This window comes from Variovorax sp. V93 (genome assembly GCF_041154485.1).
GTDB classification, from domain to species: domain Bacteria; phylum Pseudomonadota; class Gammaproteobacteria; order Burkholderiales; family Burkholderiaceae_C; genus Variovorax; species Variovorax beijingensis_A.
Map to the genome: position 1 here is coordinate 20,430 of NZ_AP028670.1, position 26,441 is coordinate 46,870.

Annotated in this window: 29 protein-coding genes; 21 read left to right on the plus strand and 8 right to left on the minus strand. The window is 67.2% G+C overall.

What is annotated here, in order from left to right; translation table 11 throughout:
• Window positions 1-14: 14 nt before the first annotated feature.
• The 5 genes from ACAM54_RS26080 to ACAM54_RS26100 all read left to right on the plus strand — a co-directional run bounded on the left by ACAM54_RS26080 (window position 15) and on the right by ACAM54_RS26100 (window position 3,637).
• Window positions 15-716 carry an amino acid ABC transporter permease gene (locus ACAM54_RS26080; protein WP_369651813.1) on the plus strand — a complete coding sequence of 234 codons (702 nt, stop codon included), beginning with the start codon at window positions 15-17 and terminating at the stop codon, window positions 714-716.
• Between the two features lie 6 nt (window positions 717-722).
• Window positions 723-1,481 carry an amino acid ABC transporter permease gene (locus ACAM54_RS26085; RefSeq protein ID WP_192324318.1) on the plus strand — a complete coding sequence of 253 codons (759 nt, stop codon included), beginning with the start codon at window positions 723-725 and terminating at the stop codon, window positions 1,479-1,481.
• A gap of 81 nt (window positions 1,482-1,562) precedes the next feature.
• Window positions 1,563-2,297 carry an amino acid ABC transporter ATP-binding protein gene (locus ACAM54_RS26090; RefSeq protein ID WP_192324316.1) on the plus strand — a complete coding sequence of 245 codons (735 nt, stop codon included), beginning with the start codon at window positions 1,563-1,565 and terminating at the stop codon, window positions 2,295-2,297.
• 44 nt (window positions 2,298-2,341) lie between these two features.
• Window positions 2,342-3,184 (plus strand): ABC transporter substrate-binding protein, encoded by an 843-nt coding sequence (locus tag ACAM54_RS26095; protein WP_192324314.1) that lies wholly within the window; start codon window positions 2,342-2,344, stop codon window positions 3,182-3,184.
• Window positions 3,185-3,361: 177 nt separating this feature from the next.
• Window positions 3,362-3,637, plus strand: coding sequence for a hypothetical protein (locus ACAM54_RS26100; protein ID WP_192324312.1), 276 nt, complete (start codon window positions 3,362-3,364; stop codon window positions 3,635-3,637).
• Between the two features lie 14 nt (window positions 3,638-3,651).
• Here the strand turns inward: ACAM54_RS26100 and ACAM54_RS26105 are convergent, their stop codons facing one another.
• Both ACAM54_RS26105 and ACAM54_RS26110 read right to left on the minus strand, forming a co-directional pair.
• Window positions 3,652-5,409 carry a chloride channel protein gene (locus ACAM54_RS26105; protein WP_369651812.1) on the minus strand — a complete coding sequence of 586 codons (1,758 nt, stop codon included), beginning with the start codon at window positions 5,407-5,409 and terminating at the stop codon, window positions 3,652-3,654.
• A 107-nt stretch (window positions 5,410-5,516) separates the two neighbouring features.
• Window positions 5,517-5,933, minus strand: a complete 417-nt coding sequence (locus ACAM54_RS26110; RefSeq protein ID WP_145746807.1) for a MarR family winged helix-turn-helix transcriptional regulator — start codon at window positions 5,931-5,933, stop codon at window positions 5,517-5,519.
• A gap of 246 nt (window positions 5,934-6,179) precedes the next feature.
• On the opposite strand from ACAM54_RS26110, the gene ACAM54_RS26115 reads away from it, so the two are divergent.
• The 6 genes from ACAM54_RS26115 to ACAM54_RS26140 all read left to right on the plus strand — a co-directional run bounded on the left by ACAM54_RS26115 (window position 6,180) and on the right by ACAM54_RS26140 (window position 10,926).
• On the plus strand, window positions 6,180-6,668 hold the full coding sequence (locus tag ACAM54_RS26115) for a tripartite tricarboxylate transporter TctB family protein (protein WP_192324308.1): 489 nt from the start codon (window positions 6,180-6,182) through the stop codon (window positions 6,666-6,668).
• 19 nt (window positions 6,669-6,687) lie between these two features.
• Window positions 6,688-8,205, plus strand: a complete 1,518-nt coding sequence (locus tag ACAM54_RS26120; RefSeq protein ID WP_026283938.1) for a tripartite tricarboxylate transporter permease — start codon at window positions 6,688-6,690, stop codon at window positions 8,203-8,205.
• Between the two features lie 35 nt (window positions 8,206-8,240).
• Window positions 8,241-9,092: a nitronate monooxygenase gene (locus ACAM54_RS26125; protein WP_192324306.1), complete on the plus strand. Its 852-nt coding sequence runs from the start codon at window positions 8,241-8,243 to the stop codon at window positions 9,090-9,092.
• 117 nt (window positions 9,093-9,209) lie between these two features.
• The gene (locus ACAM54_RS26130) at window positions 9,210-9,935 is read left to right on the plus strand and encodes an RNA polymerase sigma factor (RefSeq protein WP_369651811.1); all 726 of its coding nucleotides are present in this window, start codon (window positions 9,210-9,212) and stop codon (window positions 9,933-9,935) included.
• Window positions 9,936-9,961: 26 nt separating this feature from the next.
• A complete protein-coding gene (locus ACAM54_RS26135; protein ID WP_192324304.1) occupies window positions 9,962-10,531 on the plus strand; it encodes a ferritin-like domain-containing protein in 570 nt (189 codons plus the stop codon).
• The gene (locus tag ACAM54_RS26140; protein WP_192324302.1) at window positions 10,528-10,926 is read left to right on the plus strand and encodes a cytochrome c family protein; all 399 of its coding nucleotides are present in this window, start codon (window positions 10,528-10,530) and stop codon (window positions 10,924-10,926) included. Before ACAM54_RS26135 ends, ACAM54_RS26140 begins: the two co-directional genes overlap by 4 nt.
• Window positions 10,927-10,939: 13 nt before the next feature.
• Here ACAM54_RS26140 and ACAM54_RS26145 read toward each other — a convergent pair whose 3' ends face one another.
• Window positions 10,940-11,881 (minus strand): DMT family transporter, encoded by a 942-nt coding sequence (locus tag ACAM54_RS26145; protein WP_369651810.1) that lies wholly within the window; start codon window positions 11,879-11,881, stop codon window positions 10,940-10,942.
• An 85-nt stretch (window positions 11,882-11,966) separates the two neighbouring features.
• Here ACAM54_RS26145 and ACAM54_RS26150 point away from each other — a divergent pair, with 85 nt between their 5' ends.
• Entirely contained in the window at window positions 11,967-12,836 is an 870-nt protein-coding gene (locus ACAM54_RS26150) for a LysR family transcriptional regulator (RefSeq protein ID WP_369651809.1), read from the plus strand.
• 18 nt (window positions 12,837-12,854) lie between these two features.
• Here ACAM54_RS26150 and ACAM54_RS26155 read toward each other — a convergent pair whose 3' ends face one another.
• Both ACAM54_RS26155 and ACAM54_RS26160 read right to left on the minus strand, forming a co-directional pair.
• Window positions 12,855-13,412 carry a flavin reductase family protein gene (locus ACAM54_RS26155; RefSeq protein WP_145746815.1) on the minus strand — a complete coding sequence of 186 codons (558 nt, stop codon included), beginning with the start codon at window positions 13,410-13,412 and terminating at the stop codon, window positions 12,855-12,857.
• Between the two features lie 14 nt (window positions 13,413-13,426).
• The gene (locus ACAM54_RS26160) at window positions 13,427-14,692 is read right to left on the minus strand and encodes an acyl-CoA dehydrogenase family protein (RefSeq protein ID WP_369651808.1); all 1,266 of its coding nucleotides are present in this window, start codon (window positions 14,690-14,692) and stop codon (window positions 13,427-13,429) included.
• Between the two features lie 134 nt (window positions 14,693-14,826).
• Here ACAM54_RS26160 and ACAM54_RS26165 point away from each other — a divergent pair, with 134 nt between their 5' ends.
• Window positions 14,827-15,363 carry a MarR family winged helix-turn-helix transcriptional regulator gene (locus tag ACAM54_RS26165; protein WP_192324295.1) on the plus strand — a complete coding sequence of 179 codons (537 nt, stop codon included), beginning with the start codon at window positions 14,827-14,829 and terminating at the stop codon, window positions 15,361-15,363.
• A gap of 24 nt (window positions 15,364-15,387) precedes the next feature.
• The gene (locus ACAM54_RS26170) at window positions 15,388-16,341 is read left to right on the plus strand and encodes a LysR family transcriptional regulator (protein ID WP_192324293.1); all 954 of its coding nucleotides are present in this window, start codon (window positions 15,388-15,390) and stop codon (window positions 16,339-16,341) included.
• On the opposite strand, the gene ACAM54_RS26175 is transcribed toward ACAM54_RS26170, so the two are convergent.
• The 3 genes from ACAM54_RS26175 to ACAM54_RS26185 are packed head-to-tail and all read right to left on the minus strand — an operon-like array spanning window position 16,342 to window position 19,289.
• Window positions 16,342-17,403 carry a maleylacetate reductase gene (locus ACAM54_RS26175; protein WP_192324291.1) on the minus strand — a complete coding sequence of 354 codons (1,062 nt, stop codon included), beginning with the start codon at window positions 17,401-17,403 and terminating at the stop codon, window positions 16,342-16,344.
• A gap of 4 nt (window positions 17,404-17,407) precedes the next feature.
• On the minus strand, window positions 17,408-18,277 hold the full coding sequence (locus tag ACAM54_RS26180) for an intradiol ring-cleavage dioxygenase (RefSeq protein ID WP_209536336.1): 870 nt from the start codon (window positions 18,275-18,277) through the stop codon (window positions 17,408-17,410).
• A 34-nt stretch (window positions 18,278-18,311) separates the two neighbouring features.
• Entirely contained in the window at window positions 18,312-19,289 is a 978-nt protein-coding gene (locus ACAM54_RS26185) for an amidohydrolase family protein (RefSeq protein ID WP_369651807.1), read from the minus strand.
• 265 nt (window positions 19,290-19,554) lie between these two features.
• Between ACAM54_RS26185 and ACAM54_RS26190 the strand changes: the two genes are divergently transcribed.
• From ACAM54_RS26190 to ACAM54_RS26220, 7 genes are all read left to right on the plus strand, one after another.
• Complete coding sequence (locus tag ACAM54_RS26190; RefSeq protein WP_145746821.1) at window positions 19,555-20,931, plus strand: MFS transporter; 1,377 nt, start codon at window positions 19,555-19,557, stop codon at window positions 20,929-20,931.
• Window positions 20,932-20,965: 34 nt separating this feature from the next.
• Complete coding sequence (locus tag ACAM54_RS26195; RefSeq protein ID WP_145746822.1) at window positions 20,966-21,883, plus strand: LysR family transcriptional regulator; 918 nt, start codon at window positions 20,966-20,968, stop codon at window positions 21,881-21,883.
• Window positions 21,884-22,010: 127 nt separating this feature from the next.
• Window positions 22,011-22,403: a cupin gene (locus ACAM54_RS26200; RefSeq protein ID WP_192324283.1), complete on the plus strand. Its 393-nt coding sequence runs from the start codon at window positions 22,011-22,013 to the stop codon at window positions 22,401-22,403.
• Window positions 22,404-22,450: 47 nt separating this feature from the next.
• Entirely contained in the window at window positions 22,451-23,524 is a 1,074-nt protein-coding gene (locus ACAM54_RS26205; protein WP_209536333.1) for a TRAP transporter substrate-binding protein, read from the plus strand.
• Between the two features lie 156 nt (window positions 23,525-23,680).
• Window positions 23,681-24,301, plus strand: a complete 621-nt coding sequence (locus tag ACAM54_RS26210) for a TRAP transporter small permease subunit (protein WP_192324279.1) — start codon at window positions 23,681-23,683, stop codon at window positions 24,299-24,301.
• Window positions 24,298-25,698, plus strand: coding sequence for a TRAP transporter large permease (locus ACAM54_RS26215; protein ID WP_192324277.1), 1,401 nt, complete (start codon window positions 24,298-24,300; stop codon window positions 25,696-25,698). Before ACAM54_RS26210 ends, ACAM54_RS26215 begins: the two co-directional genes overlap by 4 nt.
• A gap of 22 nt (window positions 25,699-25,720) precedes the next feature.
• Window positions 25,721-26,440: a DUF2848 domain-containing protein gene (locus tag ACAM54_RS26220; protein ID WP_192324275.1), complete on the plus strand. Its 720-nt coding sequence runs from the start codon at window positions 25,721-25,723 to the stop codon at window positions 26,438-26,440.
• The last annotated feature ends 1 nt before the right edge of the window (window position 26,441 follow it).

Consider the following 26,441-nt stretch of genomic DNA (forward strand, 5'->3'; position numbering starts at 1 on the left):
TCAAGGAACAGCGCATGAAGGACTTCGACCTGCTCGCGATCCTGCTGAAGCCGGAGTTCGGTGCGATGCTCTGGCACGGCCTGCAGGAGACGCTGAAGATCGCGGCCGGTTCCTGGCTGCTGGCCATGGCCATGGCGGTCGTGCTGCTGGTCGTGCGCCTCACGCCGAGCCGGCTGGCCGAACGCGTGGTGGCCGGCTATGTCTCCTATCACCGCAACGTGCCGACACTGGTGCAGCTCATGCTCTGGTACTTCGGCATCTTCAGCCTGCTGCCCGATGCGCTGCAGGGCTGGCTGTCGGCGCACAACGCGGAAGCGATTCTCTCGATCATCGCGCTCGGGCTCTGCCAGGCGGCCTATTTCAGCGAGGACATGCGCTCGGGCCTGCGCTCGATCCCGGCCGGGCAGGCCGAGGCCGCACGCGCGCTCGGCCATGGCTACATCGGTTCGATGCGCCACGTGATGCTGCCGCAGGCCATCCGCAACGCGGTGCCGGCACTGGTGAACCACAGCGTGTCGCTGTTCAAGAACAGCAGCCTGGCCATGGCCATCGGCGTGGCCGAGCTGACCCATGCGGTGAAGGAAATCGAGAGCCAGAGCTTTCGCACCTTCGAGGCCTACAGCATGGCGACGGTGCTGTACCTGGTGTGCTCGCTGCTCATCATGGCCGTGGGCGGCTGGCTGTCGCGGCGCTACCGCATCGTCGGAGCGAGGTAAGAAGCCATGTTCAGCGTCTATGAAATCCTTCGCGACAACTGGCTGCTGCTGCTCGTCGGCCAGTACCCCAGCGGGCCGCTCGGCGGCATCGTCGCCACGCTGATCCTGTCGGTGCTGGGCATCGTGCTGGCGTTTCCGCTGTCGGTGCTGCTGGCGCTGGCGCGGCTGTCGCCCTGGCGCCTGCTGCGCTGGCCGGCCACGGTGCTGGTCTACGTGGTGCGCGGCGTGCCGCTCTTGATGGTGATCCTGTGGGTCTATTTCCTGGTACCGATCCTGATCGGGCGGGACGTGTCGGGCTTCACCACCATGCTGTGCACGCTGGTGATCTACGAGGGCGCCTACCTGTCGGAGGTGGTGCGCGCCGGCATCCAGGCCCTGCCCAAGGGCCAGACCGAGGCGGCGCGCGCGCTCGGCCACAGCCACCTCGGCACGATGTGGTTCGTGATCCTGCCGCAGGCGCTCTACAACATGCTGCCGAGCATGCTGAGCCAGTTCATCTCCACCATCAAGGAGACCACGCTGGGCTACGTCATCAACGTGCAGGAGCTGACCTTCGCGGCCAACCAGATCAACAACCAGCTGCTGACCAAGCCGTTCCAGGTGTTCTTCATCCTGGCGATGACCTACTACGCCGTCTGCTTCAGCCTGACGCAGCTCGCGCAATGGCTGGAGCGGCGCATCGCCCACAAGCGGCTCGGCGCCGTCTTGGTGAAGACGTCCGAAGACGGTGTCTCGCTGCCGCCGCCCGCGGTGGTGAATCCATGAGCCCGCGCCCAGCGGCCATCGCCCCCAAGACCAGGAGACAGCGCCATGAACCCCGTTCCACGCCCCCCAGGGGATGACACCATGATCCTGTTCTCCAACATCAACAAATGGTATGGCGACTACCAGGCGCTCGCCGACGTCAACGCCGAGGTGAAGAAGGGCGAGGTGGTGGTGGTCTGCGGGCCTTCGGGCTCGGGCAAGTCCACGCTGATCCGCACCGTCAACCGGCTGGAGGAAGTGAAGTCGGGGCAGCTGCTGTTCGACGGCCACGACATCCACGCGCCCATGAGCAGCGCGGCGCTCAACAAGCTGCGCAGCCGCATCGGCTTCGTGTTCCAGAGCTTCAACCTGTTTCCGCATCTCTCGGTGCTGGAGAACATCATGCTGTCGCCGATGCGGGTGCTGGGCGTGAAGCGGTCCGACGCGAAGGCGAGGGCGGCGCAGCTGCTCGATCGCGTAGGCCTGTCGAGCAAGGCAGGCGCCTACCCGGCCCAGCTGTCGGGCGGGCAGCAGCAGCGCGTGGCCATTGCCCGCGCGCTCGCCATGGAGCCGCCCGCGATGCTGTTCGATGAGCCGACCAGCGCGCTCGACCCCGAGATGGTGGGCGAGGTGCTGTCGGTGATGCGTGGCCTGGCCCACGACGGCATGACCATGATGTGCGTCACGCACGAGATGAACTTCGCCCGCGAGGTGGCCGACCGCGTCTGGTTCATGGACGCCGGCCGGATCCTCGAGAAGGCCGACCCCGAAACCTTCTTCAAGAGTCCGCAGCATCCGCGCGCGCAGCGCTTCCTGTCGGACCTGCGCGCGCACTGATGCTTGTTTTTTTCCCCTCCCCCGCATCTCCTCAGGAGCTCAACATGTCGAACAGAAACGTCTTCCGCCTCACCACGATCGGGACCTGTCTTTGCGCCGCCTCTCTCCTGGCGCATGCCGACCAGTGGAGCGACATCAGCGCGCGCAAGGAGCTGCGCTGCGGCACCTTCGCCGATGTGCCGCCGTTCGCCGCACCCGATCCGAAGACACGCGAGATGGTGGGCCACGACGTGGACCTGTGCCACGCGCTGGCCAAGGAACTCGGCTTGACGGCCAAGGTCACGCCGCTGTCGGTCGAGGCACGCGTGCCCGAGGTCAAGCTCGGGCGCGTCGACGTGACCATTGCCAATCTGGCCTACACCAAGAGCCGCGGCGAACAGATCCAGTTCAGCGACCCGTACTACGTGGCCAAGGAAATGCTGGCGGTGAAGGCTTCCGACCCCGGAACGGCAAAGGCCGACTTCAAGGGCAAGCGCCTGAGCTCGACCAAGGGCTCGACTTCCGAGCTGTCGATCAAGATGAACGGCTCGGAACCGGTGACCTTCCAGGACACGGGGTCGGCCTTCATGGCAGTACAGCAGAACAAGTCGGTCGGCATGGTCGCGAACACCATGACCATCACCAAGCTGGTCAACCAGTCGAAGACCGAGGGCGTCGCGCTGAAGATGATCAAGGAGCCGATGGTGCTGCAGCCCATCGGAATCGGCATGAAGAAGGACGAGCCGGTGCTGCTGGCCAAGGTGAACGCCGCGCTCTACGCGCTGGAGAAGTCGGGTGAGCTCGACAAGCTCTGGGCGAAGTGGCTCGGGCCGAACACCGAATACAAGATGGTGCGTGAGGAAAAGGTCACGCCGCTGGCCGACCTCAAGTTCGAACTCCTGCCCTGAACGTTCGCGGTCCTTGCCTCGTGACGCCACGGTGAGCTTCGCTCCATCCCGCTTTCGGGCGCTCACGGGCTATGCCGTGTGGCCAGATGCGGCAGCTGGTGCTTGAGGCTACATTTTTCAGACCAAGAAAAGCCGGCATTCCCTGGGTTGAACAAGCGCCGGCAATCGGAGGACTGAATGCCGCTCTTGTTCCTGCTGAGGCTGCAGCACACGCTGCTGCCCGTCCGAGTCGCCCTTCCGGAGGAAGTGCGGATCGTCTCGGTGCTTGTGGCCACCGGACTGATCGAGGCCGAGTTCGCACCCGTGAAGCCCACCGGCCGGGATGCCGCATCGCGCATCGCGACGGTGAGGCGCATCACCGAGGAAGGCCTTGCCGAGCTCGCCAAGATGAACGACGCGCCCAAGTTCGTGAAGACCTCGATGCAGTTCGCGCGCGGATTGCGCTTGATGTAGGGACTGCCTGCGGCTCAGGCCTGCCACGGCAGCCCGCGCATCCGCTCGCGCTTCTCTTCCTCGTCGAAGTGCGCGAGCGAGGGCTTGATCAGGTCGCTGCGCGCCACGATGCCCACCAGCTCGAGCGACTGCGCGTCCTTCACGACCGGCAGCCGCTCGAGCCGATGGCGTGCGAGCCGCGTGGCCACCGCGCGGCAGTTCTCGCCCGGCATCGCAAAGAACAGCGGCACGTCGGCGCATGCGTCGCCCACGGTGGCAATGGGATCGCGCGTGCCGCACGCAGCCAGCATCCCGCGGTCCGCCACGCCGATCACCGCGCCGTTGCGCACCACGGGAAATGCACGGTGGGCCTGGCCGTCGCCGAAATGCTCGAACAGCGCCCGCGCCACCGGCAGGGCCGCGTCGATGCTGTGCACCTCGCGCGTCATGACCTCTTCCACGGCGTGCCGCTCGAGCGGATCGACGCCGTATTCGCGGTAGATGTGATAGCCGCGGCGCGCGATCTTCTCGGTGAGGATCGAACGGCGCATGGTCAGCACCGTGAAGCCGTAGGCCACGGCCGACGTGGTCAGCAGCGGCAGCAGCGCATTGCTGTCGTGCGTGAGCCCGAAGGCGAAGATGGTGGCGGTGAGCGGCGCGCGCATCACGCCGCCCAGCGTGGCTGCCATGCAGACCAGCGGCCACAGCATCGGATCGTTGCCGGGCAGCACGTGCGAGAGCACCACGCCCAAGCCCGCGCCCATCATCAGGAGCGGCGCGAGCACGCCGCCCGAAGTGCCCGACCCCAGCGAGATGACCCAGATCAACGCCTTCACCGCCAGCAGCGCGGCCACCACGCCGAGTGCGAGATGGTTGTGCAGCAGGTCGCCGATCACGTCGTAGCCCACGCCCAGCGCACGCGGCTCGAAGTAACCGCCGATGCCCACCGCCAGGCCGCCGATCGCCGGCCACCACATCCAGTGGATCGGCAGCTTGCCGAACAGGTCCTCGACCTTGTAGAGCGAGATCGAGAGCGAGGCCGAGAGCGCGCCGCACAGAAGCCCCGCGGCCACGCACGAGAGCATCGCGAGCGGGCCGGGCACCGCCGTCTGCAGCGGGAACAGCGGGCCGGCATCCATCAGCAGCGGGCGCGTGAAACCCGCCACCGCGCAGGCCACGGCCACCGGCAGCAGGCTGCGCGGCCGGAGTTCGAACAGCAGCAGTTCGACGGCCAGCAGCACGGCCGCCACAGGGGTGCCGAACACGGCCGTCATGCCCGCGGTGGCGCCCGCCACCAGCAGCGCCTTGCGCTCCGCGGCCGTGAGGTGGAAATGCTGCGCGATCAGCGAACCGATGGCGCCCCCGGTCATGATGATCGGCCCTTCGGCGCCGAACGGGCCGCCGCTGCCGATCACGATGCCCGAGGACAGCGGCTTGAGCAGCGCGACGTTCGGCGACATCTTGCTCTTGCCGAACAGGATCGCCTCGATCGCCTCGGGAATGCCATGGCCGCGGATCTTGTCGGAGCCGTAGCGCGCGACCAGGCCGACGATCAGCCCGCCGATCACCGGCACCACGATGACCCAGGCACCCAGCGTGTGCCCGGCCGGCGAGCGGTCCACCAGGGAAAAGGTCTGGAAGAAGAACAGGTTGGTGAAGAAGCGGATCAGGTCGAGCAGCACGCGCGCGGCCACGGTGCTGACCGCCCCGATGACGACGGCCATGACAGTGATGCGCAGCAGGCGCGCATTGAGGGCGAAGTCGCCGCGGGGCAGGTGGGAGGCTGGGGTCATGGCTGTTCGGGAAGGTCGATCTGCCTCATCCGAGGCCAGCCTTCAAATATATCATTTCATGACATATCAGCCTCACCCCCTCCCATTGCGAACCCCGCAGCGGCCTGCTAGGCGCCGCCCCTGCTGACGAGCGCCACCACCTTGGCCAGTTCGGCCACCTGGTCCGCGTGCAGCGCGGCAAGGCGCTCGAGCTTCCTGCGCCCCGCGGCCAGCAGGTGGACTTCGACCTGGCGCCGGTCCGTGTGGCTGGGCTTGCGCTTGACGAGGCCGGCCTCCTCGCAGCGCGAGACGAGGGCCACCACGCCGTGGTGCTGGGCCTGCAGGCGATCGGCGATCTCGCTGATCGTGGCCCATTCGCGGCCGGGAAAGCCCTGGGTGTGGAGCATCAGCTGGTATTGAAGGACGGTGATGCCTTCCTCCCGCGCGGCGTCCTCGCTGAAGCGAAGGAAGCTGCGCAGCCTGAATCTGAAATCTGACAGTGCCTCGAAATGCTGCTTTTCGATGGATCCCCGTTGGCTGGCCATGAACGTTCCAAGAATGAGTGTGCGAACGGAAGGCAATGTAGCAGCCGGCCCGATCCGATGCAGGGTAATTACTCACAGTGTGATGCAATAAACCTCATAACATGATGCATCTGACTTGAACCTGACCTGTGCGATGCCGTCTGCCTGCTCGGCATGCCACGCGCACTTCCCCGTTGTCGCTGCCGTTGCCCGTGCACCTGTGCGGGCTTCCATATCCATTCCATTCGAGAAAGAGAAAGATTGCGTATGCAGATCAAGAGCCAGAAGACCTTCTTCTCGGGCATCATGTTCACCTGCGTGGGGGCGGCGTTCGCGCTGGGCGCCGCCAACTACAACGTCGGGAGTGCGGCCCGCATGGGGCCGGGCTACTTCCCGCTGATCGTCGGCGCGCTGCTGACGCTGCTGGGCCTGGTGGTGATCGCCACCGCCTTCGCGGGCCCCACGTCCGACGGCGAGCCGGTCGGAAAGATCGCATGGAAGCCGCTCGGCTTCATCATCGGCGCCAACCTGCTGTTCGGCATCCTGCTGGCGGGCCTGCGCAGCATCGGCCTGCCCGCCATGGGCCTGATCCTCGCCATCTATGCACTCGTGATCGTGGCCTGCATGGCCGGTGCCAACTTCTCGATGAAGCTGTCGCTGGTGCTTGCGACCGTGCTGGCCATCGGCAGCTACCTGACCTTCATCGTGGGGCTCAAGCTGCAGTTCCAGGTGTGGCCCACCTTCATCACCGGCTGAACGCGAGGCACCACCCATGATGGATCTGATCAACCACCTGTCGCTCGGCTTCTCCACCGCGGTGACGCTGCAGAACCTGGTCTATGCGTTCATCGGCTGCCTGCTGGGCACGCTGATCGGCGTGCTGCCGGGCATCGGCCCGACGGCCACCATCGCGATGCTGCTGCCGGCCACCTATGCGCTGCCGCCCGTGGCCGCACTCATCATGCTCGCGGGCATCTACTACGGCTCGCAATATGGCGGCTCCACCACCGCCATCCTGGTCAACCTGCCGGGCGAATCCTCGTCCGTGGTCACGGTGATCGACGGCCACCAGATGGCCAAGCGGGGGCGCGGCGGACCGGCGCTCGCGGCCGCCGGCCTGGGCTCGTTCTTCGCGGGCTGCGTGGGCACGCTGATCCTTGCCGCGTTCGCGCCGCCGTTGACCGAGATCGCCTTCAAGTTCGGCCCGGCCGAGTATTTCTCGCTGATGGTGCTGGGCCTGATCGGCGCAGTGGTGATGGCCTCGGGCTCCTTGCTCAAGGCCATCTGCATGATCATGGTAGGCCTGCTGCTGGGCCTGGTCGGCACCGACGTGAACTCCGGCGTGGCGCGCTACAGCTTCGACATTCCGGAACTGACCGACGGCCTGGGCTTCATCGCGATCGCGATGGGCGTCTTCGGCTACGGCGAGATCATTGCCAACCTGGCCCGGCCCGAGGACGAGCGCGAGGTGTTCACGGCCAGCGTCACGGGCCTGATGCCCACCAAGGAGGACTTCAAGCGCATGTTCCCGGCCGTGCTGCGCGGCACGGCGCTGGGCTCGTCGCTGGGCATCCTGCCGGGCGGTGGTGCCACGCTGTCGGCCTTTGCGGCCTACACGCTCGAAAAGAAAATCAAGCTCAAGGCGGGCGAGGTGCCCTTCGGCAAGGGCAACATCCGCGGCGTGGCCGGCCCGGAAGCCGCGAACAACGCGGGCGCGCAGACCTCCTTCATCCCGATGCTGACGCTGGGCATTCCGCCCAACCCGGTGATGGCCCTCATGGTGGGCGCCATGACGATCCACAACATCCAGCCGGGCCCGCAGGTGATGACCAGCAACCCGGAACTGTTCTGGGGGCTGATCGCCTCGATGTGGATCGGCAACCTGATGCTGGTGATCCTGAACCTGCCGCTCATCGGCCTGTGGATCAAGCTGCTGACCATTCCCTACCGGTGGCTGTTCCCCGCGATCGTGCTGTTCTGCGCGATCGGCGTGTACTCGACCAACAACAACGTGTTCGACATCTGGCTGGTGGCGATCTTCGGTGTCGTGGGCTACACCTTCATCAAGCTCGGATGCGAGCCGGCGCCGCTGCTGCTCGGCCTCATCCTGGGGCCGATGATGGAAGAGAACCTGCGGCGCGCGCTGCTGCTCTCGCGCGGCGACTGGAGCGTGTTCGTCTCGCGGCCGATTTCCGCGGGGCTGCTGGCAGGGGCGGTGGCGCTGCTGCTGATCGTGCTCCTGCCCTCGATCAGATCGAAGCGCGAAGAGGCGTTTGTCGAGGAAGCGGGTTAGCCCGCAGCGATCCAACGGAAAGCCAGGAGCCGCCCATGTCCAGTTCCCGCCAGGCTTCGGCACCCGAATCCGCGGCGGTGCTGCACCGGCCGGTGTGCGAGCTGCTCAAGTGCAGCCTCCCCCTGGTGCTGGCCGGCACAGGCGGCGCGGCCGGGCCGGAACTGGTCGCGGCCGTGACGCAGGCCGGCGGCTTCGGCTTCCTCGACATGTCGGAAGCGCCGCCTGCGCGTATCCGCGAGGAGGTGCTGGCGGTGCGGGCGCACACAGACCGGCACTTCGGCGTCGAAATGAATCCGGCGGGCACGGAGCCGGCGCTGCTCGGCGCACAGATTGCTGCCTGCATCGAACTGCGCGTACCGATGGCCGGGCTGCTCGGCGCACCGTCCAGGACCGCCGTGCGGCAGCTTCGCGAAGCCGGGGTGGTGGTGGCCTGCCACGTCTCATCGGTGAGCGCCACGTGCGAAGCAGAAGGTGCCGGGGCACAGATCCTGATCGTGCAGGGCCGGGAGGCCGGTGACCCTGCGCGCGGCGCGCAACCCCTTGCAGCCATCCTCGCGGATGTGCTGGCGCTCGCATCGGTTCCGGTGCTCGCGGCGGGCGGCATCGCCGATGGAACGGACATCGCCGCCGCGCTGGCCGCGGGCGCGCAGGGCGCCGTTCTGGGTGCCGCGGCGCTGCAGGCGGGCGCGGGCGAAGGCCAGGCCGAAGGCGCGGCGCCGCTGGAGACGATCGCCAGCGCCAGGAGCCGCCTGCAACAGCTCGCATCGGATGCCGCGGCCTCGCTGCGGGGCCGGGCACTGCGCTTTCCTGAACGCGTGATGCTGTCGTCGCCGGTCTGCTATGCCGACGAACTCGATGCGGCCTACAGGTCCGTGCGCGATCGATGACCCGGGAACGCGCCGGCCGGGCGAGAAAAGGCAGGTGGCGGTCCAGCCGCGCCATCGGGAAAAAATAACTGAAACGCGGCGCAGGGCTGCTTCATCCAATGGGAAAGAGAAGCACACATGTCCCACGCCGCCCCCTCTCCACTGGCCGCACTGGCGAGCCCCGCACAGGGCTCCGACCGCGAGCTTGCGGCGCGCGCCGCGCAAGGCGATGCGCCGGCCTTCGAGTGCATCATGCGGCGCCACAACCAGCTGCTGTTCCGCACGGCGCGCAGCATCCTGAAGAGCGACGAGGAAACCGAAGACGCGCTGCAGGACAGCTACCTGCGTGCCTGGCGCGCCATCGGCAGTTTCCGCGACGATGCGCAGCTCTCGACCTGGCTGGTGCGCATCGTGATCAATGAGGCCCTCGGGCGCCTGCGGCGCCGCGGTGCACAGGTGATTCCGCTCGACGGTACCGCCGCGCCCGGCCTCGATGAAAACGAGCCCGAATCGGCGGCCGCCGACGATCCCGACAAACAACCGGAACGCCACGCCATGCGGGAAGAACTTCGGCGGCTGATGGAGCGCCGCATCGATCGCCTGCCCGATGCCTACCGCACCGTCTTCATGCTGCGGGCGGTCGAGGAGATGAGCGTCGAGGAAACGGCGGCGGCCCTCGCGCTGCCCGAAGCCACCGTGCGCACCCGCTTCTTCCGCGCGCGCAGCCTCTTGCGCGAAGGCCTGTCCCGCGACATCGACGTGGCCGTGGGCGACGCATTCTCATTCGACGGCGCACGCTGCAATCGCATCGTGGCGCGTGTGCTGGCGAGCCTGGCCGACGAGCGGGAATCACCCCGCCCCTGAGGCTTCCACCCACGAGGAAAACCACCATGTCCTTCTTTCAAATGACTTCTCCCGTCGCTGCGCGGCGCATGTTCCTCGGCCAGTCGGGGCTCGTGCTGTCCGGTGCCGCGGTCGCGCTGCTGGCCGGCCGCGATGCCCTGGCTGCCAAGGCCGGCGGCGCTACCGGCAACGACGTGCAGATCCTCAACACCGCACTCGCCGCCGAACTCGAGGCCATCGCGGCCTACCAGGCCGGCGCCGAAAGCAAGCTGCTCGAGAAGCCCGTGCTCGACCTGGCCCTGAGCTTCCAGGGCCACCACAAGGAGCATGCGGACCTGCTCTCCAAGACGGTGGCCAAGCTCGGCGGCCATGCCATGGCCCCCAAGGCCAGCTACGGCTTTCCGCTGGAGCAGCTGAAATCGCAGGCCGACGTGCTGCGCTTCGCAGCCAGGCTCGAGCAGGGCGCCGTGAGCGCCTACCTGGGCGCCGTTCCCCTGTTCGGCAATCGCGATCTTTCGAAGGCCGCCGCGAGCATCCTGGGCGACGAGGCCATGCACTGGGCCGTGCTGCGGCAGGCGCTCGGCGAAACACCCGTGCCTTCGGCCTTCATGTCATGAGCTCAGGCCGGTGGCTCCTTGCGGCGGCCGCCGCGCTGGCCGCGGCCGCGCACGCGTGGGCCTCGCCTGACGCCGTGCGCGGCGAGCAGGTCTACGCGCGCTGCCTGGCCTGCCATGCGCTCGCGGTCGACCGCGTCGGGCCCAGGCACTGCGGCCTGTTCGGCCGGCTGGCCGGCAGCGTGCCCGGTTTCGCCTATTCGGAGGCCCTGAAGAAATCGAAGATCGTCTGGAACGACAAGACGCTCGACCGCTTCCTGGCCAAGCCATTGGCCATGGTGCCCGGCACCGCCATGACCTACGACGGCGTGCCCGACCCCGCGGAGCGCGCGGACCTGATCGCCTACCTCCGGCGTGCCAATGAAGCGCCGCCATGCAGCGGGCGCGCACGCGAATGAACGCCAGGGCCCATCAGCCAGCGCCCGCCGCCTCCCGCTTCGGCTGCTTGATCGTCCACAGCGCTGCGGCCATCAGGGCGACGCCCGCAAGCTGGACGGCATCCAAGCTGCGCCCGTACACACCCCAGTCCACCAGCACCGCGGTGAGCGGGTACACGAACTGCAGCACCGCGATCCTGCCGAGTGGAAGCCGGACCATGCCCGCGAAGAGAAGGGCATAGGCCAGACCGGTGTGCAGCACGCCCAGCCCCGCGAGCCACGCCCAGGCCGGCGCCGAATCCGGCCAGCCGAATACAAAAGGCACCCACGCCAGAACGACGAGCCCGGTCACGCACTGCCACCAGGCCAGGGCATAGGACGTGATGGTTTTTTCCGTATTGGCGAGGACGGTCACCGCGGCATAGCACAGCGAACCGCCCAGGCACATGAGCAGACCCAGCGCATAGCCGCTGCTCCATGAGGCCATCGATGCCATGTCCCCGAAAAGCCCTGTCGTCAACGCCAGCCCGCACAGCGCGGCCAGGGTGGCAGCCCACTGGCGCGGCGACACGGCTTCACGCAGGACCAGTGCGCCGAAGAGAATGATCCACACCGGCTGGATGTGAAAAACAATGGTGGCCACCGCAATCGAGATGCGCGGGATGGCCGCGAAGAACAGCGCCCAGTTCAGGACCATCAGGCAGCCCGTCGCGCAGGCGATCCACCCGTTCTTGCCGCGCAGCCGCAGTTCGCTCGTTCGGCCGGTGGCCAAGCCCCATGCGAGCAGTGCCAATGCACCGAAGGCGCAGCGAAACAGGACCGTGACCAGCGGATGCTGGTTCGCCTCTTCCACGAAGACGCCGATCGTGCCGAGCAGCATGCCGCCGGCAATCAGCAGCCATTGCCCCGTGCTCTCCCGGTCGGATGGCTGCGCCGCCGCAACCACGGGGTGCACCTGAACTGCCTTCTTTTGCATGAGGGCGATCGTCTGCCCATGCGGCAACGGCGTAAAGCGCATAGTTCGAACGCCTATCATTCGAACATCGAATGAGAGAGCGACGATGAAATATCCCGATTTCCAGATCGACTGGCTGCGCGCCTTGGTGGCGGTGGTGGACGCCGGCTCGCTGTCTGCCGCGGCGCCCCTGCTCCACCGCTCCCAGTCCGCGGTGAGCATGCAGATCAAGAAGCTGGAAAACGCGCTCGGCCAGGCCGTGCTGCTGCGCGGCCCGCGGCACCTGGAAGTGACGCCGGCGGGCGCGCAGCTGCTGGTCTATGCGCGCCGCATGCTCGAACTGCAGTCGGAAACGCAGAACGCCATGTTCGGACCGGAGCTCGCCGGCCGCGTGCGGCTCGGCGTGCCGGACGACTATGCCTCCACCTACCTGACGCCGGTGCTGCGCAGCTTTGCCGGCCGCTACAAGGGCGTGGAGATCGAGCTGACCTGCGAGCAGTCGACCTCCCTCATCCCCAAGATCGCGCGGGGCGAGCTGGACCTGGCGCTGGTTTCCCGGGACAAGCCGCAACGCGGACAGCTCCTGTTCCAGGAACCCCTGGTGTGGGTGGGCACGGCGCAGCATGAAGCCTGGCGCCGCAATCCGCTGCCGATTGCGGTCTACGAAGCGGGCAGCATGGCCCGAATCGCGGCGCTCTCGAGCCTGGTGGCCAGGCGGCGCGCCTACCGCATCGTCTATCACAGCTCCAGCCTCGCCGGGCAGCTCGCGGCCGTGGAGAGCGGCCTGGCCGTGGCCGTGTTCACGCGCTGCAGCGTTCCAGCTCACCTGCAGATCTTGCAGAACCTGCCTGCCGGCTTCGATCTGCCGAAACTGAAATCGATGGACGTGGCGGCGCTGCGCAGCAAGGTGTCGCTGCGCTCGCCCGCGGTGGACGCGATGTACGAGCAGATGCTCAGGACCTTGAGCCTGGCCTAGTCGAGCGCACCGGCACAATCAATCGCCGCCGCCCTGCGGCCGCGCCAGGGTTTCGGCAAGCTCCCACAGCGAGCCCATCTGCCCCGAATGAAAGAGCAGGGGCGGCGCATCGGTCCGCGAGAAGCGTTCCACGCGGCCGAGGATGATGGTGTGATCGCCTTCCTGGTGGCGCGAGTAGGTCGAGCATTCGAAGGTCGCGACGCTGTCGACCAGCCTCGCGCAGCCGTTGGGTGCCAGCTCGAAGGCTCCGGCGAAGCGCTCGAACTTGTCGGCCGCGGGCTTGGCGAAATGCCAGGCCAGGTCGCGCTGATCGGCGGTCAGCACGCTGAGATTGAACGGCCGCGTTGCCAAAAATGCATCGGCGCTGCGCGTGTCGTCGCGGATGCTCCACAGGATCAGCGGTGGGTCGAGCGACACCGAAGCGAAGGAGTTGATCGTCATGCCTTCGCGCTTGCCGTCCGGCGTGGTGGTGGTCACGAGGCACACCCCCGTCGGAAAGGCGCCGAGCGCCTGCCGCAGCTGGCGTGCATCGACCGTCTCGGCCGCGTCGCCCGTGATGAGAGCCCAGGAGTACATGGCCGGTGCCTCGATCAGTACTGGCCCTTCGGCTCCAGGCCGAGCAGGTACTGGCCCACCATCGAAGAGACCGCATCCCAGTTGAGGCTGATGTGGCGCGAGATCGCATTCGTGTCGCGCCACATGCGCTGGATCGGCTGGTTCAGCGACAGGCCCGCGCCTCCGACGCTCGCGAACACCGCCTCGACGGCATCGCGCGAGAGCCGCGCGGCAAAGGCATGGTCGCGCCGGTTGCGGATGCGCTGTTCGACGCTGATGGCATGGCCATCCACGGCCATCTGCTCCACCTGCGCGGTGTCGCGGTAGAGCAGGAGGCGCGCCGCATCGACGCTCGCCGACGCTTCGGCCAGGCGCGACTGCACGGGAAAGAATTCGCTGAGCCGGCTGCCGCCGCCGGCCACCGCCCCCCGGGTGACGCGCGTGCCGGCCAGTGCGATCAGCTCGTCGACCGCGCCTTGCGCCGTGCCGACGATCGGCGACACGAGGCAGACCGGTACCGCCGACAGGAAGGGAATGCGATAGATCGGATTGGCATTGACCTTGGCGCCGGGGGGATTGTTGGACGAAGCCTCCGCGAACGTCAGCTTGCGGTGCCCCGGAATGAACACCGGCTTGTCGATGACGATCGCCTTCGATCCCGTGCCTGCCTGGCCGGCCACGTGCCAGTTGTCCTCGATCGCCCAATCCGACCGCGGCGCGAGCAGGAAGCCGGCCGTCGGCGGGGCGCCCTTTTCCTCGGGCGGAAACTGCACGCCCAGCAAGGCCCACTGGGAGTTGTCCACGTTCGATGCGAAGAGCCATTTGCCTTGCACCAGATAGCCGCCGTCGACCTTCTCGGCCACGGTCGCCGGCGCATACGAGCCGCAGACGATCGCGCGCGGGTCCTTGCGCCAGACGTCGTCCTGCGCCTGTTCCGGAAAGATCGCGACCAGCCACTGGTGGATGGCGCCGAGCGAGCAGCCCCAGGACGACGAGGTGCAGCCCCGTGCCAGTTCGCTGACCACGTCGATGAATGCCGTGAACCCGTACTCGTAGCCGCCGTAGCGTGCGGGCTGCATCAGCCTGAAGAAACCCGCGTCGTGGAACGCCTGGGTGGTGGCGTCGGAAACGCGGCGGTCCTGTTCGGTTTGCTGCGCCCGCTCGCGCAGCATCGGCACCATATTGCTTGCAGATGCAGCTATTTTTTCGATCGGAGGCGCGTCCTTCACGGGCGACTTTCGGCCCGGAGCGGGAAGGTCCACGCGGTCTAGTTGAGCAAAAGGGTTCGCGGCTTCAGTCATGGCGGTCTCCGGATGATGGTGGGGAATTCGACGGGACAAGGCCTCGATTGAATCGCATGAAACTTGCAAATGCAAATAATAAATGCTTGGGGTTTACGCTATATCGATGCCGGCATTCGCCTGTAGCATTCGGCATGGCCACCAGAAAACAAACCGCAGCAAAGGCCCCGCAGCCGCGCAAGGCTCGCACCGAGGTACCATCCAAATTGAATGCAACTGCAGACAAATCGACAGATCACGATCTGGAGCGGGCCATTCCGTATCTGCTTGCCCGCGCAGGCATGCGCATGGGGCAGTCGTTCAGCAAGGAGCTCAAGCAGTTCAAGCTCTCTTTGACCGAGTGGCGGGTCTGCGTGGCGCTGCACCACAAGGCGCACCAGCGGCTTTCCGACCTGGCGCTGCACACGTCGACGGACGCTTCCACGCTCTCGCGGGTGGTCGACGGCCTGCTGCAGCGCGGCGTGCTGGTGCGCGACCGGTCGGACGAGGATGCGCGCGCGCTCGCGCTGAGCCTGACCGCGGCGGGCCGCGATCTCACCTTGCGGATCATTCCGCTGGCGCAGGTGTACGAGCGGGTGTCGTTGTCCGGGCTGACCGCTGCGCAAGCCGAGTCGCTGCGGGACATGCTTCGGATGGTCTATGACAACCTGGCGGTGCTGGACAACGAATGACCGTTCGGTGAAGGAGGCGGCGCCATGAACATCAACTCCATCGACCTGAATCTCTTCCTGGTGTTCCAGGCCATCTACGCCACGCGCAGCGTCACGCTCGCAGGCGACCGCCTCGGCATGACGCAGTCCGCGGTGAGCAATGCCCTCAAGCGCATGCGCGAACGCTTCAACGACGCGCTGTTCGTGCGCTCGGCCGACGGGATGGTGCCCACGCCCGTCGCCGAGCGGCTCATCGCGCCCATCGAGGAAGGCATCGCCTGCCTGGTGCAGGCGGTCGACCAGGGCCGTACCTTCGAGCCGGAGACCTCGAGCCGCACGTTCCGGATCGCCGTCAACGACATCGGGCAACTGGTCATGGTGCCGGAACTGCTCTCGGTCGCGCGCGGCATCGCGCCGGGCGTTCGGTTCGAAACCGTGGATGTCTCGGTGGCCGAGGCCCGGCAGCGCATGCTCCATGGGCAGATCGACGTGGCCCTGGGCAGCTGGGAAGCGATGGGGCCATCGTTCTACCAGCAGCGGCTGTTCGACGAAACCTTCGTCGTGCTGATGTCCAAGGCGTCGCCGCTGGGCACGCGCGAGCGCATCGCGCTCGACGACTATCTTGCGGCCGAGCACATCGCCTATCGACCCCAGGGCACCACCGACTCCCAGCTTCAGCAAACCCTGGAGAGAGCTGGCGCGCTCGATCGGCGGCGGGTCGTTCTCACGGCCGCCCACTCGCTGGGCCTGACCTCGATCGTCGCCACGTCGGGGCTGCTGCTGACCGCGCCGGCACGCCTCGCCAAGGCCATGGTGGCGTCACGCGCGGACCTGCACAGCGTCGAAGCGCCGTTCGAAGTCAGGCCCTTCGAGATCCGCCAGCAGTGGCACGAGCGCTTTCACCAGGACAGCGGCAACCGCTGGCTGCGCGAGCTGATCTTCGGGCTCTTCCATGAGCGGTCGGTCCGGGAGCCCGCGGCGCAGGCGCGGGCCACCTGATCACAGCCCGGGCGGCGAACCTTCCCATGCGCGGTCGAGCAGCGCGCGCAGCGCCGCCTTCTCGAGCGGCCGCGGATTCGGGTACTGATTCGAGACGGCCAGGCCGGCCGCCTGCTCGAGCCCGTCAGCCGGCATGCCGATCGCCTTCAGCGACACGGCGGCGCCGTGCGTTCTTGCCAGTTCGAAGAACCCCATGGCCGCATCCGCAACGCCCAGGGCTCTTGCGATGCGCGCCAGGGCCTGCGGCGCCGCGCCCGCGTTGTACGCAAGCGCATGCGGAAGAACCACGGTGTGCACCTGCGCATGCGGCAGGTCGAAGGTGCCGCCCAGCGTGTGGCACAGCTTGTGGTGCAGGCCCATCGACACGGCACCGAGCACGGTGCCGCACAGCCAGGCGCCGTAGAGGGCCTGGCTGCGTGCGGGCAGGTCGCGCGGGTTCTCCCGCAGCGGCTGCAGCGACGCCGCGCAGGCGCGGATTCCCTCTTCGGCCATCAACGAGATCACCGGGTTGCCGTCGTGCGCATACAGGCCCTCGGCCGCATGCGCCATCGCATTGATCGCGCTCGTGACCGTCAGCTCCAAGGGCAGCGACAGCGTGAGCCCGGGGTCGTAGATGACGACACGCGGAAGCACGCGCGCGTCGCGTCCGGTCTTCTTCAGGCCCGCTTCCGTGATGCCGTAGATGGGCGTCGCTTCGCTTCCCGCGTAGGTCGTCGGCACCGCGATGATCGGCAGGCCGGACTCCAGCGCAATCGCCTTGCCGAGCCCGATGGTGGAGCCACCGCCAACCGCGAGCGCGCAATCCGCCTTCAGCTCGGAGGCCAGTGCGCGGGCCTTGCGCGCGGTCTCGATCGGCACGTGCATGGCTGCTTCGTCGAAGATCCCCGCGATGCGGCCCGGCAGCCGGTCGGCAATGGCTTGCGCCTGCCCGCGCTGGTTGGGCGTGCACAGGACGAGGGCGCGCGTGGCGCCCAGGCGTTCGATCTCCGCCGGCAGCTGGTCGATGCTGTCCGCACCGAAGACGATGCGCGAAGGGCTTGCGGTGTAGACGAAGCGATCCATGCCCCTAGTCCTTCGGTGCGGTGTTCAGTACGAAGTCGTAGTCGAGCGTATAGAACGGCACTTTCATATGCGTTCCGTCGGGTGCGACGCCGGGCGCGTGGCGCTTCCAGTCGGCGATGAGGGAGGAGCGCACGCCGAACACGGCGTCCGAGCCCAGGTAGCTGCCTTCCGAGCGGAACACGTGGGTGATGAGCGTCTCGTAGCCCGGCGCCTTGATCATGAAGTGCAGGTGCGCAGGGCGCCACGGGTGGCGGCCAAGCTGCTCCAGCATCCGGCCCACCGGACCATCGTGGGGAATGGCGTAGGGCACGGCCACGATGGATCTGAAGTGGTAGCGCCCGTCCTCGAGGCTCTTCAGATGGCCCCGGCCCTGCGCGTGGTCCAGCTCTGGCCGCTGCACGTCGTACCAGCCTTCGTCGTCGGACTGCCACACGTCGATGCTCGCATGCCCGATCGGCTCGCCGCCGATGCCGCGGATGGTGCCACCGACGAAGCAGGGTTCGCCGCTTGCCCCGTTGGAAATGTCCTCGCCATTGCGGTACGCCGGCGCATCGGGCACGTAGAAGGGCCCGAACACCGTCGCCTCGGTGCATCCCGTCGGGCGCCGGTTGCACTGCGCGGTGACCAGCGTCGAAAGCCCCAGCACGTCGGACAGCAGGATGAACTCCTGCCGCTTGTCATCCGTGATCTTTCCGACCCGCGTGAGAAAGTCGATGCCGCTGGCCCACTCGGCCTCGGTGAGCTGCACCTCGCGCGCGAAGTCGTGAAGATGCCGCACCAGGCTGTCCATCACGGCCTTCAGGCGCGGGCTGGGCGTTGCGGCTTGCGCCTTCAGGGCTGCGCTGGTGATGGTCCATTCGTCGATGTCGATCATGGGTGCCTGTGCCTTGTCGATGAGCGCCCCGGGATCAGGCGAGCTTGAACAGCGACAGCGCGTTCGTCCGGCCGATCTTCTTGCGGTCGGCCTCGCTGATGCTCGTGTCGTTGAACCAGTTCGAGGCATGGTCGATGTTCTCGAACGGCCAGTCGGTCGAGAACAGGATGCGGTCCGATCCGATCTCCAGCATCGCATCGATCAGCGTCTGGGTGCGGAAGTTGCCGGAGGTCGTCAGATAGAAGTTTTCCTGGAAGTACTCGCAGAGCTTGCGCTGGGCCGGATAGCCCTTGGGCGCCTTGACCCAGGCGTTGCGGTGATCGACGCGCCACATGTTGTAGGGGAGGCCTTCGCCCAGGTGACCGAGGATGATCTTGAGGCCTGGATGGCGGTCGAAGAGCCCGCTCGCCATGAGCCGCAGCGCATGCACGGCTGTTTCCTGCGCAAAGGCCCAGGTGGGGCCGAGCAGCCAGGGGTGGCCTTCATAGATCTGCGCCCAGCTCGCGATGGGGTTGCGCGGATGCAGGTAGAACGGCGCATCGAGCCGCTCCGCCGCGGCCCAGAAGGGCGCGTACTGCGGCGCGTCGTAGTAGGCGACGTTGTCGGGCGTGCCGACTTGCGAGAAGCCATTGACCAGTGCGCCGCGGAAGCCGAGCACGTTCATGCAGCGCTCGAGTTCCTGCGTGGCCTTCTCGGGGTCCTGCATCGGCAGGGCGGCAAACGCCTGGAAGCGGTCGGGCCGCTTCGCCACCTGCTCTGCGAGGAAGTCGTTCGCGCGCACCGCGAGTTCGTACGCTTTTGCCGGATCGGCCACCGCCTGGACCGCGGGCGCGTTCAGCGAGAGGATCATCATCTCCATGCCGTGCTCGTCCATCTGGCGCAGCCGGCCGTCGTGGATGTCGAGCAGGCGGATGCTGAGCTCCTTCCAATAGACGCCGGGCACGAAGCCCGCCGAATCCTGCAGCGTCTCTGGAATTGCGAAATGTTCTTCGAGACCGATCTTTCCTTGCATGCCTATCTCCTGTGTGCGGGCGGATGGGCCAATCTATGGGTGGCGGCAGGCGCGGTCCAACAAAAAACGGTGATAGCGCGCATTCGCAGACCGCATGCGGCGGCAAGGCGGCCGCAACCCATGGGTAGACCCGCCCCAACATTCACAGGCTGCATACGGGACATCCGGAAAATGCGTTGGACCCTCGAAACCGGCACGCCCATGATCGCAGCCACCGCCAGCCATGCCTGGCCGCGATCTTTGCCATTCGAAGGAGACAAGAGCCATGCGCCACATCGATCTTCACAAGCTGGCCGACGACGCCCGCTTCAACCGCTTCCACGGCCTGGTGCTGTTCTGGTGCGCGCTGATCATCGTGTTCGACGGCTACGACCTGTCGGTGGTGGGCATCGCACTGCCGTCGATCATGAAGAAGATGGGCGTCGACGCCACCAATGCCGGCTTCATGGTCAGCTCGGCACTCTTCGGCATGATGTTCGGCGCCATCTTCATGGGGACCATCGCCGACCGGATCGGCCGCCGCTGGGCGATCGCCGTCTGCGTCGGCCTCTTCAGCATCTTCACTGCTCTGGCCGGACTGGCGGAGGATCCCGTTGCATTCAGCGCCATGCGCTTTCTCGCCGGGCTCGGCATCGGCGGCGTGATGCCGAACGTCGTGGCGCAGATGACCGAGTATTCGCCGAAGAAGATCCGCGCCACCCTTGTCACGCTGATGTTCAGTGGCTATGCCGTCGGAGGAATGATCGCGGCGCTCCTTGGCAAGGGATTCATCGAAAGCTATGGCTGGCAATCGGTATTCTTCGCCGCCGGCCTGCCGGTCCTTCTGATTCCGTTCATCCTCAAGTCGGTTCCGGAATCGATGCCGTTCCTGCTGGCCCGGGGCCGCACCGAAGAGCTGAAGAAGATCGCCTCCCGGCTCGACCCGAGCTACACGCCGCAGGCGACCGACCGCTTCGTCGTACCGGCCAAGGACCGGGCCGACAGCGCACCGATCAAGCACCTCTTCCACGACGGCCGCGGCTTCAGCACCGTGATGTTCTGGATCGCGTTCTTCATGTGCCTGTTCATGGTCTTCGCGCTGAGCTCATGGCTGACCAAGCTCATGGCCAGCGCGGGCTACAGCCTGGGTTCGGCCTTGACCTTCGTCCTGGTGCTGAACGCAGGTGCGATGGTCGGCGCCATCGCAGGCGGCTGGCTCGCCGACCGCTTCCACATCAAATACGTGCTCGCGGGGATGTATGCGCTGGCAGCGGTTTCCCTCACGCTGCTGGGCTACAGGATGCCGACACCGGTGCTGTTCATCCTGATCGGGCTGGCCGGCGCGTCGACGATCGGCACGCAGATCGTGGCCAACGCCTACACCGGCCAGTACTACCCGATGGCCGTGCGCGCCACCGGCCTCGGCTGGGCATTGGGGGTCGGCCGCAGCGGCGCGATCCTGGCACCGATCCTGATCGGCGTGCTGGTCGGCATGAACCTGCCGCTGCACCAGAACTTCATTGCCATTGCCATTCCGGCCGTCATCGGCATGGTGGCGGTGCTGCTGATCCAGCACGACCGGTCGGCGTCGGCGCTGCGCGCGGATGCCGGTCCTGCGCTGGACAAGGTGGCGGCGGGCGTGCCCGGAACGCCTGGAGGCTGAGCACGCCGCGCCCGGCTCCCCGTAAACTCGGGCGATGAACGTGCGTTTTCTCGAAGCCTTCGTCTGGGTCGCCAAGCTGGGCAGCTTCAAGGCGGCTGCCGAGAAGATGCACACCACGCAGGCCGGCATCTCCAGCCGCATCGCCACGCTCGAAGAGCAGTTCGGCGTGCGCCTGTTCGACCGCGAGCACCGCGGCGTGATGCTCACCTACCAGGGCACCGAGCTCATGCCCTATGCCGAACGCATGATCGAGATGCAGGCGCGCATGGTTGCCGCCATGGGCCAGGCCGACGCCTTCTCGGGCATGCTGCGCATCGGCGTGATCGAGACGGTGGCCCACACCTGGCTGCCCGACCTGTTCTCGCGCTTTGCCGAGAAATACCCCAACGCCACGCTGGAGCTGATCTCCGACATCACGCCCAGGCTGCGCGACGACCTGCTGCGCGGCACCCTCGACTGCGCCATCCTGTCGGAAGAGATCACGCCGGGCTTCATCGACAACCGGCGCATCGCCAACCTCGCGATGCGCTGGGTCACGAGCCCCTCGCTGGCGCTCAAGTTCCCGTCGCGCAAGCTGCTGTCCTTTGCCGACATCGCCACGCAGCCCATCATCTCCTTCCACCGCGAGTCCGGCGTCTACCGCAACATCGCCCAGAACGCGAGCGGCTGCGCCAACCTGCGCGTGAGCTACTTCTCGTCGCTGGGCGCGATGATCGACCTGGCGCGCACGGGCTTCGGCACGGCGCTGTTGCCGCTGGCCGTGATCCAGCAGGACCTGCTGCACGGCAAGCTGGTGGTGCTGGACGTGGACCCGCTGCCCATTGCGCTGCCGCTGGTGGCCAGCATGCGGCTGGAGCCGGCGTCGCCACTGGCCGAGGCGCTGGTCGGCATGGCGCAGGTATCGTGCGACCAGTTCATCGCCGGCTGCCGCGACGACGTGCTCGCGCCCTGATCCGGCCCACGCCGCGCCCGAGGCTGGGGCGGCCCGATGCGCCAGGGCTGTGCATCACGAAATCCTATCGCCCGCCCAAAGAATTTCCCGTTTGACCCTGCAGGGGCGCGCGACAACACTGCGCGCCATGCACAAACTCATGACCGGAAAAAGACATCGCGAGTTCTTCGCGATCCGCCCCGATGCGGAATCGACCGAATGGTCGACGGTGCCTTGCACCACGGGACGCATCGAGGAACTGCTGCTGGCCGACAACCTCGACACCGCCGCGCGCAGCGGCTCGCGCACCCGCCTGGCCCGCTGGTCGGCCGGTGCGCTGATCGACCGGCCCGTGGTGCACGACTTCCACGAAGAGGTCTTCATCGTCGAAGGCGAGCTGGTGGTCGGCTGCGACGCGGAAGGCGAGGGCGGCGAAGCCTTCGGTCCCTACACCTTCGCCTGCCGTCCGCCAGGCGCGGTGCACGGCCCCTTCGTGTCGCGCACCGGCTGCGTGCTGTTCGAGATCCAGTACTACGAATGACCCCCCGTTCCCCGTCCCGCCCGTTTTCTTGTTCCAGGAGTTTTCCGATGAAGCCTTCGCTGTGTTCCCTCGCATCCGTCGCCGTGGCCGCCGCGCTGCTGGCCGGACCCGCCGCCGCCCAGGTGCCGGCCGGCCCGAAGCTCGCCGTGCAGGCCATCACCCAGGTGGCGCCCAACCTGCCGCAGTACACCAAGGTCGACCAGCCGCTGCTGCGCGACGGCATCGCGAAGGCGACCGGCGGGCGTGTGGAGCTCACGCTCTCGTCCTGGCCCGAACGCAACGTGAACGGCCCCGAAGTCCTGCGCCTGGTGCGCTCGGGCCAGGTCGACATCGCTGCCGCGCCGCTGACCACCGTGTCGGGCGACGTGCCGATGCTCGACGGCGTCGACCTCGCGGGCATGAACGCCGACATCGCCCAGGCCCGCAAGGTGGCCGATGCGATGGTGCCGGTGGCCAACAAGGAGCTGGAGCGCCTGGGCATCAAGCTGGTCGCGACCTATCCGTTCTCGGGCCAGATGCTGTTCTGCCGCAAGCCCGTGGCGAGCCTGGCCGATCTCAAGGGCCTGAAGGTGCGCACCAACGGTCCGTCGGCCTCGGACCTGATCAAGTCGCTCGGCGGCCAGCCGGTGTCGCTGGCTTTCGGCGAGGTCTACACCGCGCTGGAACGCGGCACGGTCGACTGCGGCATCACCGGCGCCGGTTCGGGCAACGGCGTGAAGTGGCCCGAGGTCACGACGCACCTCTACACGCTGCCGCTGTCGTGGTCGACCTCGGGCTACTTCGTGAACCTGGCGTGGTGGAACAAGCTCGACCCGGCGATCCGCACCCAGTTCGAGAAGACGCTGGGCGAGGTGCAGGAAGCGCAGTGGAAGCTGGGTGTCGAAGCCACCAACGATGGCATCGCCTGCAACGTCGGCCGCACCGCCGACTGCAAGCTGCACACGCTGATGAAGAAGCCGATGGTTGAAGCCAGGCCCGAAGCCAGCGTTGGCGCGTCGCTGCGCAAGCACCTGGCGGATGACGTGCTGCCCGGCTGGATCAAGCGCTGCGGCGAGCGCTGCGCGGCGGTCTACACCGACGTGATCGCGCCGATCACCGGCATCAAGTACGCCGCGAAATAAGGCTAACCCCCAGTCTTTGCGCACTTTGTGTCGCTGCGCCAACCCCCTTGCAGGAGGCAACACCAGCGGCCCGGCAAAGCCGGTTCCGCGGTGTTCCTGGCAATGCGATGCAAGCGCTCATGAGGCTGGAGGCGTGTGTCCACTGGAGAAATTCGTATGTTCAAGATGCTTGAATGGGTGAGCGCCAAGGCGATGACCATCGCCGGCTGGTGCTACCTCGTGATCACTCTGCTGATCTGCTTCGACATCGCGGCCCGGCGCCTGCTGGGCTTCTCGACCGAGGCAACGACCGAAGTCACCGGCTACCTGATGGCCATCGGCATGAGCTGGGGCCTGGCGGGCACGCTGTTCGAGCGCGGCCATGTGCGCATCGACGTGCTGGTGCAGAAGATGCCGCTGAAGCTGCGCGTCTGGCTGCACCTGGCGTCGCTCATCGCGCTCATGGCCGCTTCGGGCTTCTTCGCCTGGGGTGCTTTCTCGCTGGCCAGGGATTCGTGGGACTTCGGCGCCACCGACCTGTCGGCACTGCACACGCCGCTGGCCCTGCCGCAGGGCCTGTGGGCCGCGGGCCTGGGCCTGCTGCTGCTGGCCGTGGTCGCGCTGGCCGCGCGCGCCCTGCGCCAGCTTGCCACCGGCGACGCCGACGGCATGGACCGCATGTTGATGGCACGCACCTACGTCGACGAGGCCGCCGAGACGCTGGAGGCCGTGGCCGAAGCGCAGCAAGGCATGCAGCAACCCGCCGTGCGCGCAGCGGCCGCAGGAGTCTCCCGATGATCGCCATTGTCTTCATCGTCGCCATCGGCATCCTGATTGCCGGTGCATCGCTCTTCGGGGTGCAGGGGCATGCGGCCGCGGCCGCATCGGCCAGCGTGCCCTGGTGGGCGCTGGCCGCAGTGCTGGTGGCCTTCGTCGGCTTCTTCGCCGGCGGCATCTACGTGGGCGCAGCGCTGGCCGTGCTTTCGCTGCTGGCGGGCTTCGGCCTGTCGGACCGGCCGTTCTGGAACTTCATCGGCGAGATGATCTGGAGCCCCTCGACCAACTTCGTGCTGGTTTCGGTGCCGCTCTTCCTGCTGATGGGGGAGGTGATGCTGCGCGCCGGCCTCTCCGAGCGGCTGTACCGTGCGCTCAACATCTGGATGGGCCGGCTGCCTGGCGGGCTGCTGCACACCAACATCATCTCGTGCGGCGTGTTCTCGGCCGTGGCCGGCTCCAGCGTGGCCACCGCCGCGACCATGGGCTCGGTGGCACTGCCGTACTTCGAGAAGAGCCACTACCCGCCGAAGCTGGTGCTGGGTTCGCTCGCCGCCGGCGGCGCGCTGGGCAACCTGATCCCGCCGGGCATCACCTTCATCATCTACGGGCTGATCACCGAGACCTCGGTGGGCGCGCTGTACCTGGCGGCGGTGGGGCCGAGCGTCCTGGTGGTGCTGCTGTTCACCGCGGTCATCCTGTACTACAGCTACCGGCTGAAGCTGCACGGCGACGAGGCCTCGAAGGCCATCGGCTGGAAGCACCGCATCGCGAGCCTGTCGGACCTGGTGCCCACGGCGCTGCTCATCGCGCTGGTGCTGGGCACCATCTACGCCGGCTGGGCCACGCCCACCGAGTCGGCCGCGCTGGGCGTGGCGGGCAGCCTGCTGCTGGCGCTGGTGGACCGCAAGCTCAAGTGGAAGATGCTGGCCGAGTCGATGCGGGCCACCGCGCGCACCACCTCGATGATCGCGCTGATCCTGTTCGGCGCGTACTTCCTGAACTACATCCTGTCGTCGCTGGGCATCCCGCAGATGCTGGCGAAGTTCCTGACCGGGCTGCCTTTCCCGGGCTGGGTGATCATGCTGGTGATCATCGGCTTCTACCTGGCGCTGGGCACCTTCATGGAAGGCATGTCGATGGTGATCACCACCATTCCGCTGCTGTTCCCGGTGGTCACGGCGCTTGGCTACGACCCGATCTGGTTCGGCGTGGTGATCACCATGCTGGTCGAGATCGCCATGATCAGCCCGCCCGACGGCACCGTGCTCTATGTGCTGCAGGGCATGCGGCGGCAGCCCGGGCCCATCACCGACGTCTTTGCCGGCGTGCTGCCCTTCATGTTCGTCTACATGCTCGCGATCATCGTGCTGATGGTGTTCCCCGCCATTGCACTGTGGCTGCCGGCCCATCTCATGTGATTCCCGTTTGCGGAGCCCTTTCATGTCATTGACCCTTTCCTTCGCCTGCGAAAGCGTGGCGGCCGACGGCACGCGCTCGGCACAACTGCTGTCGGTGCCGGCACGCCAGCTCGTGATTGCCGGCTGGACCGGCCGCGACGCCGCCGCCATTGCCCACCACATCGAGGAACTCGAGGCCATCGGCGTGCCGCGGCCGTCGAGCGTGCCGCTGTACTACCGCGTGAGCGCCGGGCTGCTCACGCAGTCGGCCGCCATCGAGGCGCTCGGCGCGCAGAGCTCCGGCGAGGCCGAGCCGATGCTCTTCTGCGCCGCCGGCGAGTGGTGGCTCACCGTGGCTTCCGACCATACCGACCGCCGCGTCGAGACCTACTCGGTCGCGGTGTCCAAGCAGATGTGCGCCAAGCCGGTCGCAACCACCGCATGGCGCTGGCGCGACGTGGCGCCCTACCAGGACGAGCTGCAGCTGCGCTCGCGCATCCTGGAGGAGGGGCGTTGGATCGACTACCAGCAAGGCACCTTCGCGTCGATCCGCCCGCTGGCGGCGCTGCGCGACGGCATCTACCAGGCCGAAGGCGGCGACGAAGGCCGCTTCATGACCTGCGGCACACTCGGCGCCATTCCCAACGGCAAGGGCGAGGGCATCCGCCCGGCCACCGAGATGGAGCTCGAGATCCACGACCCGCGCCTGAAGCGCAGCATCGTGCACCGCTATGCCGTGCAGGCGCTCGAGGTGGTCGCGTGAC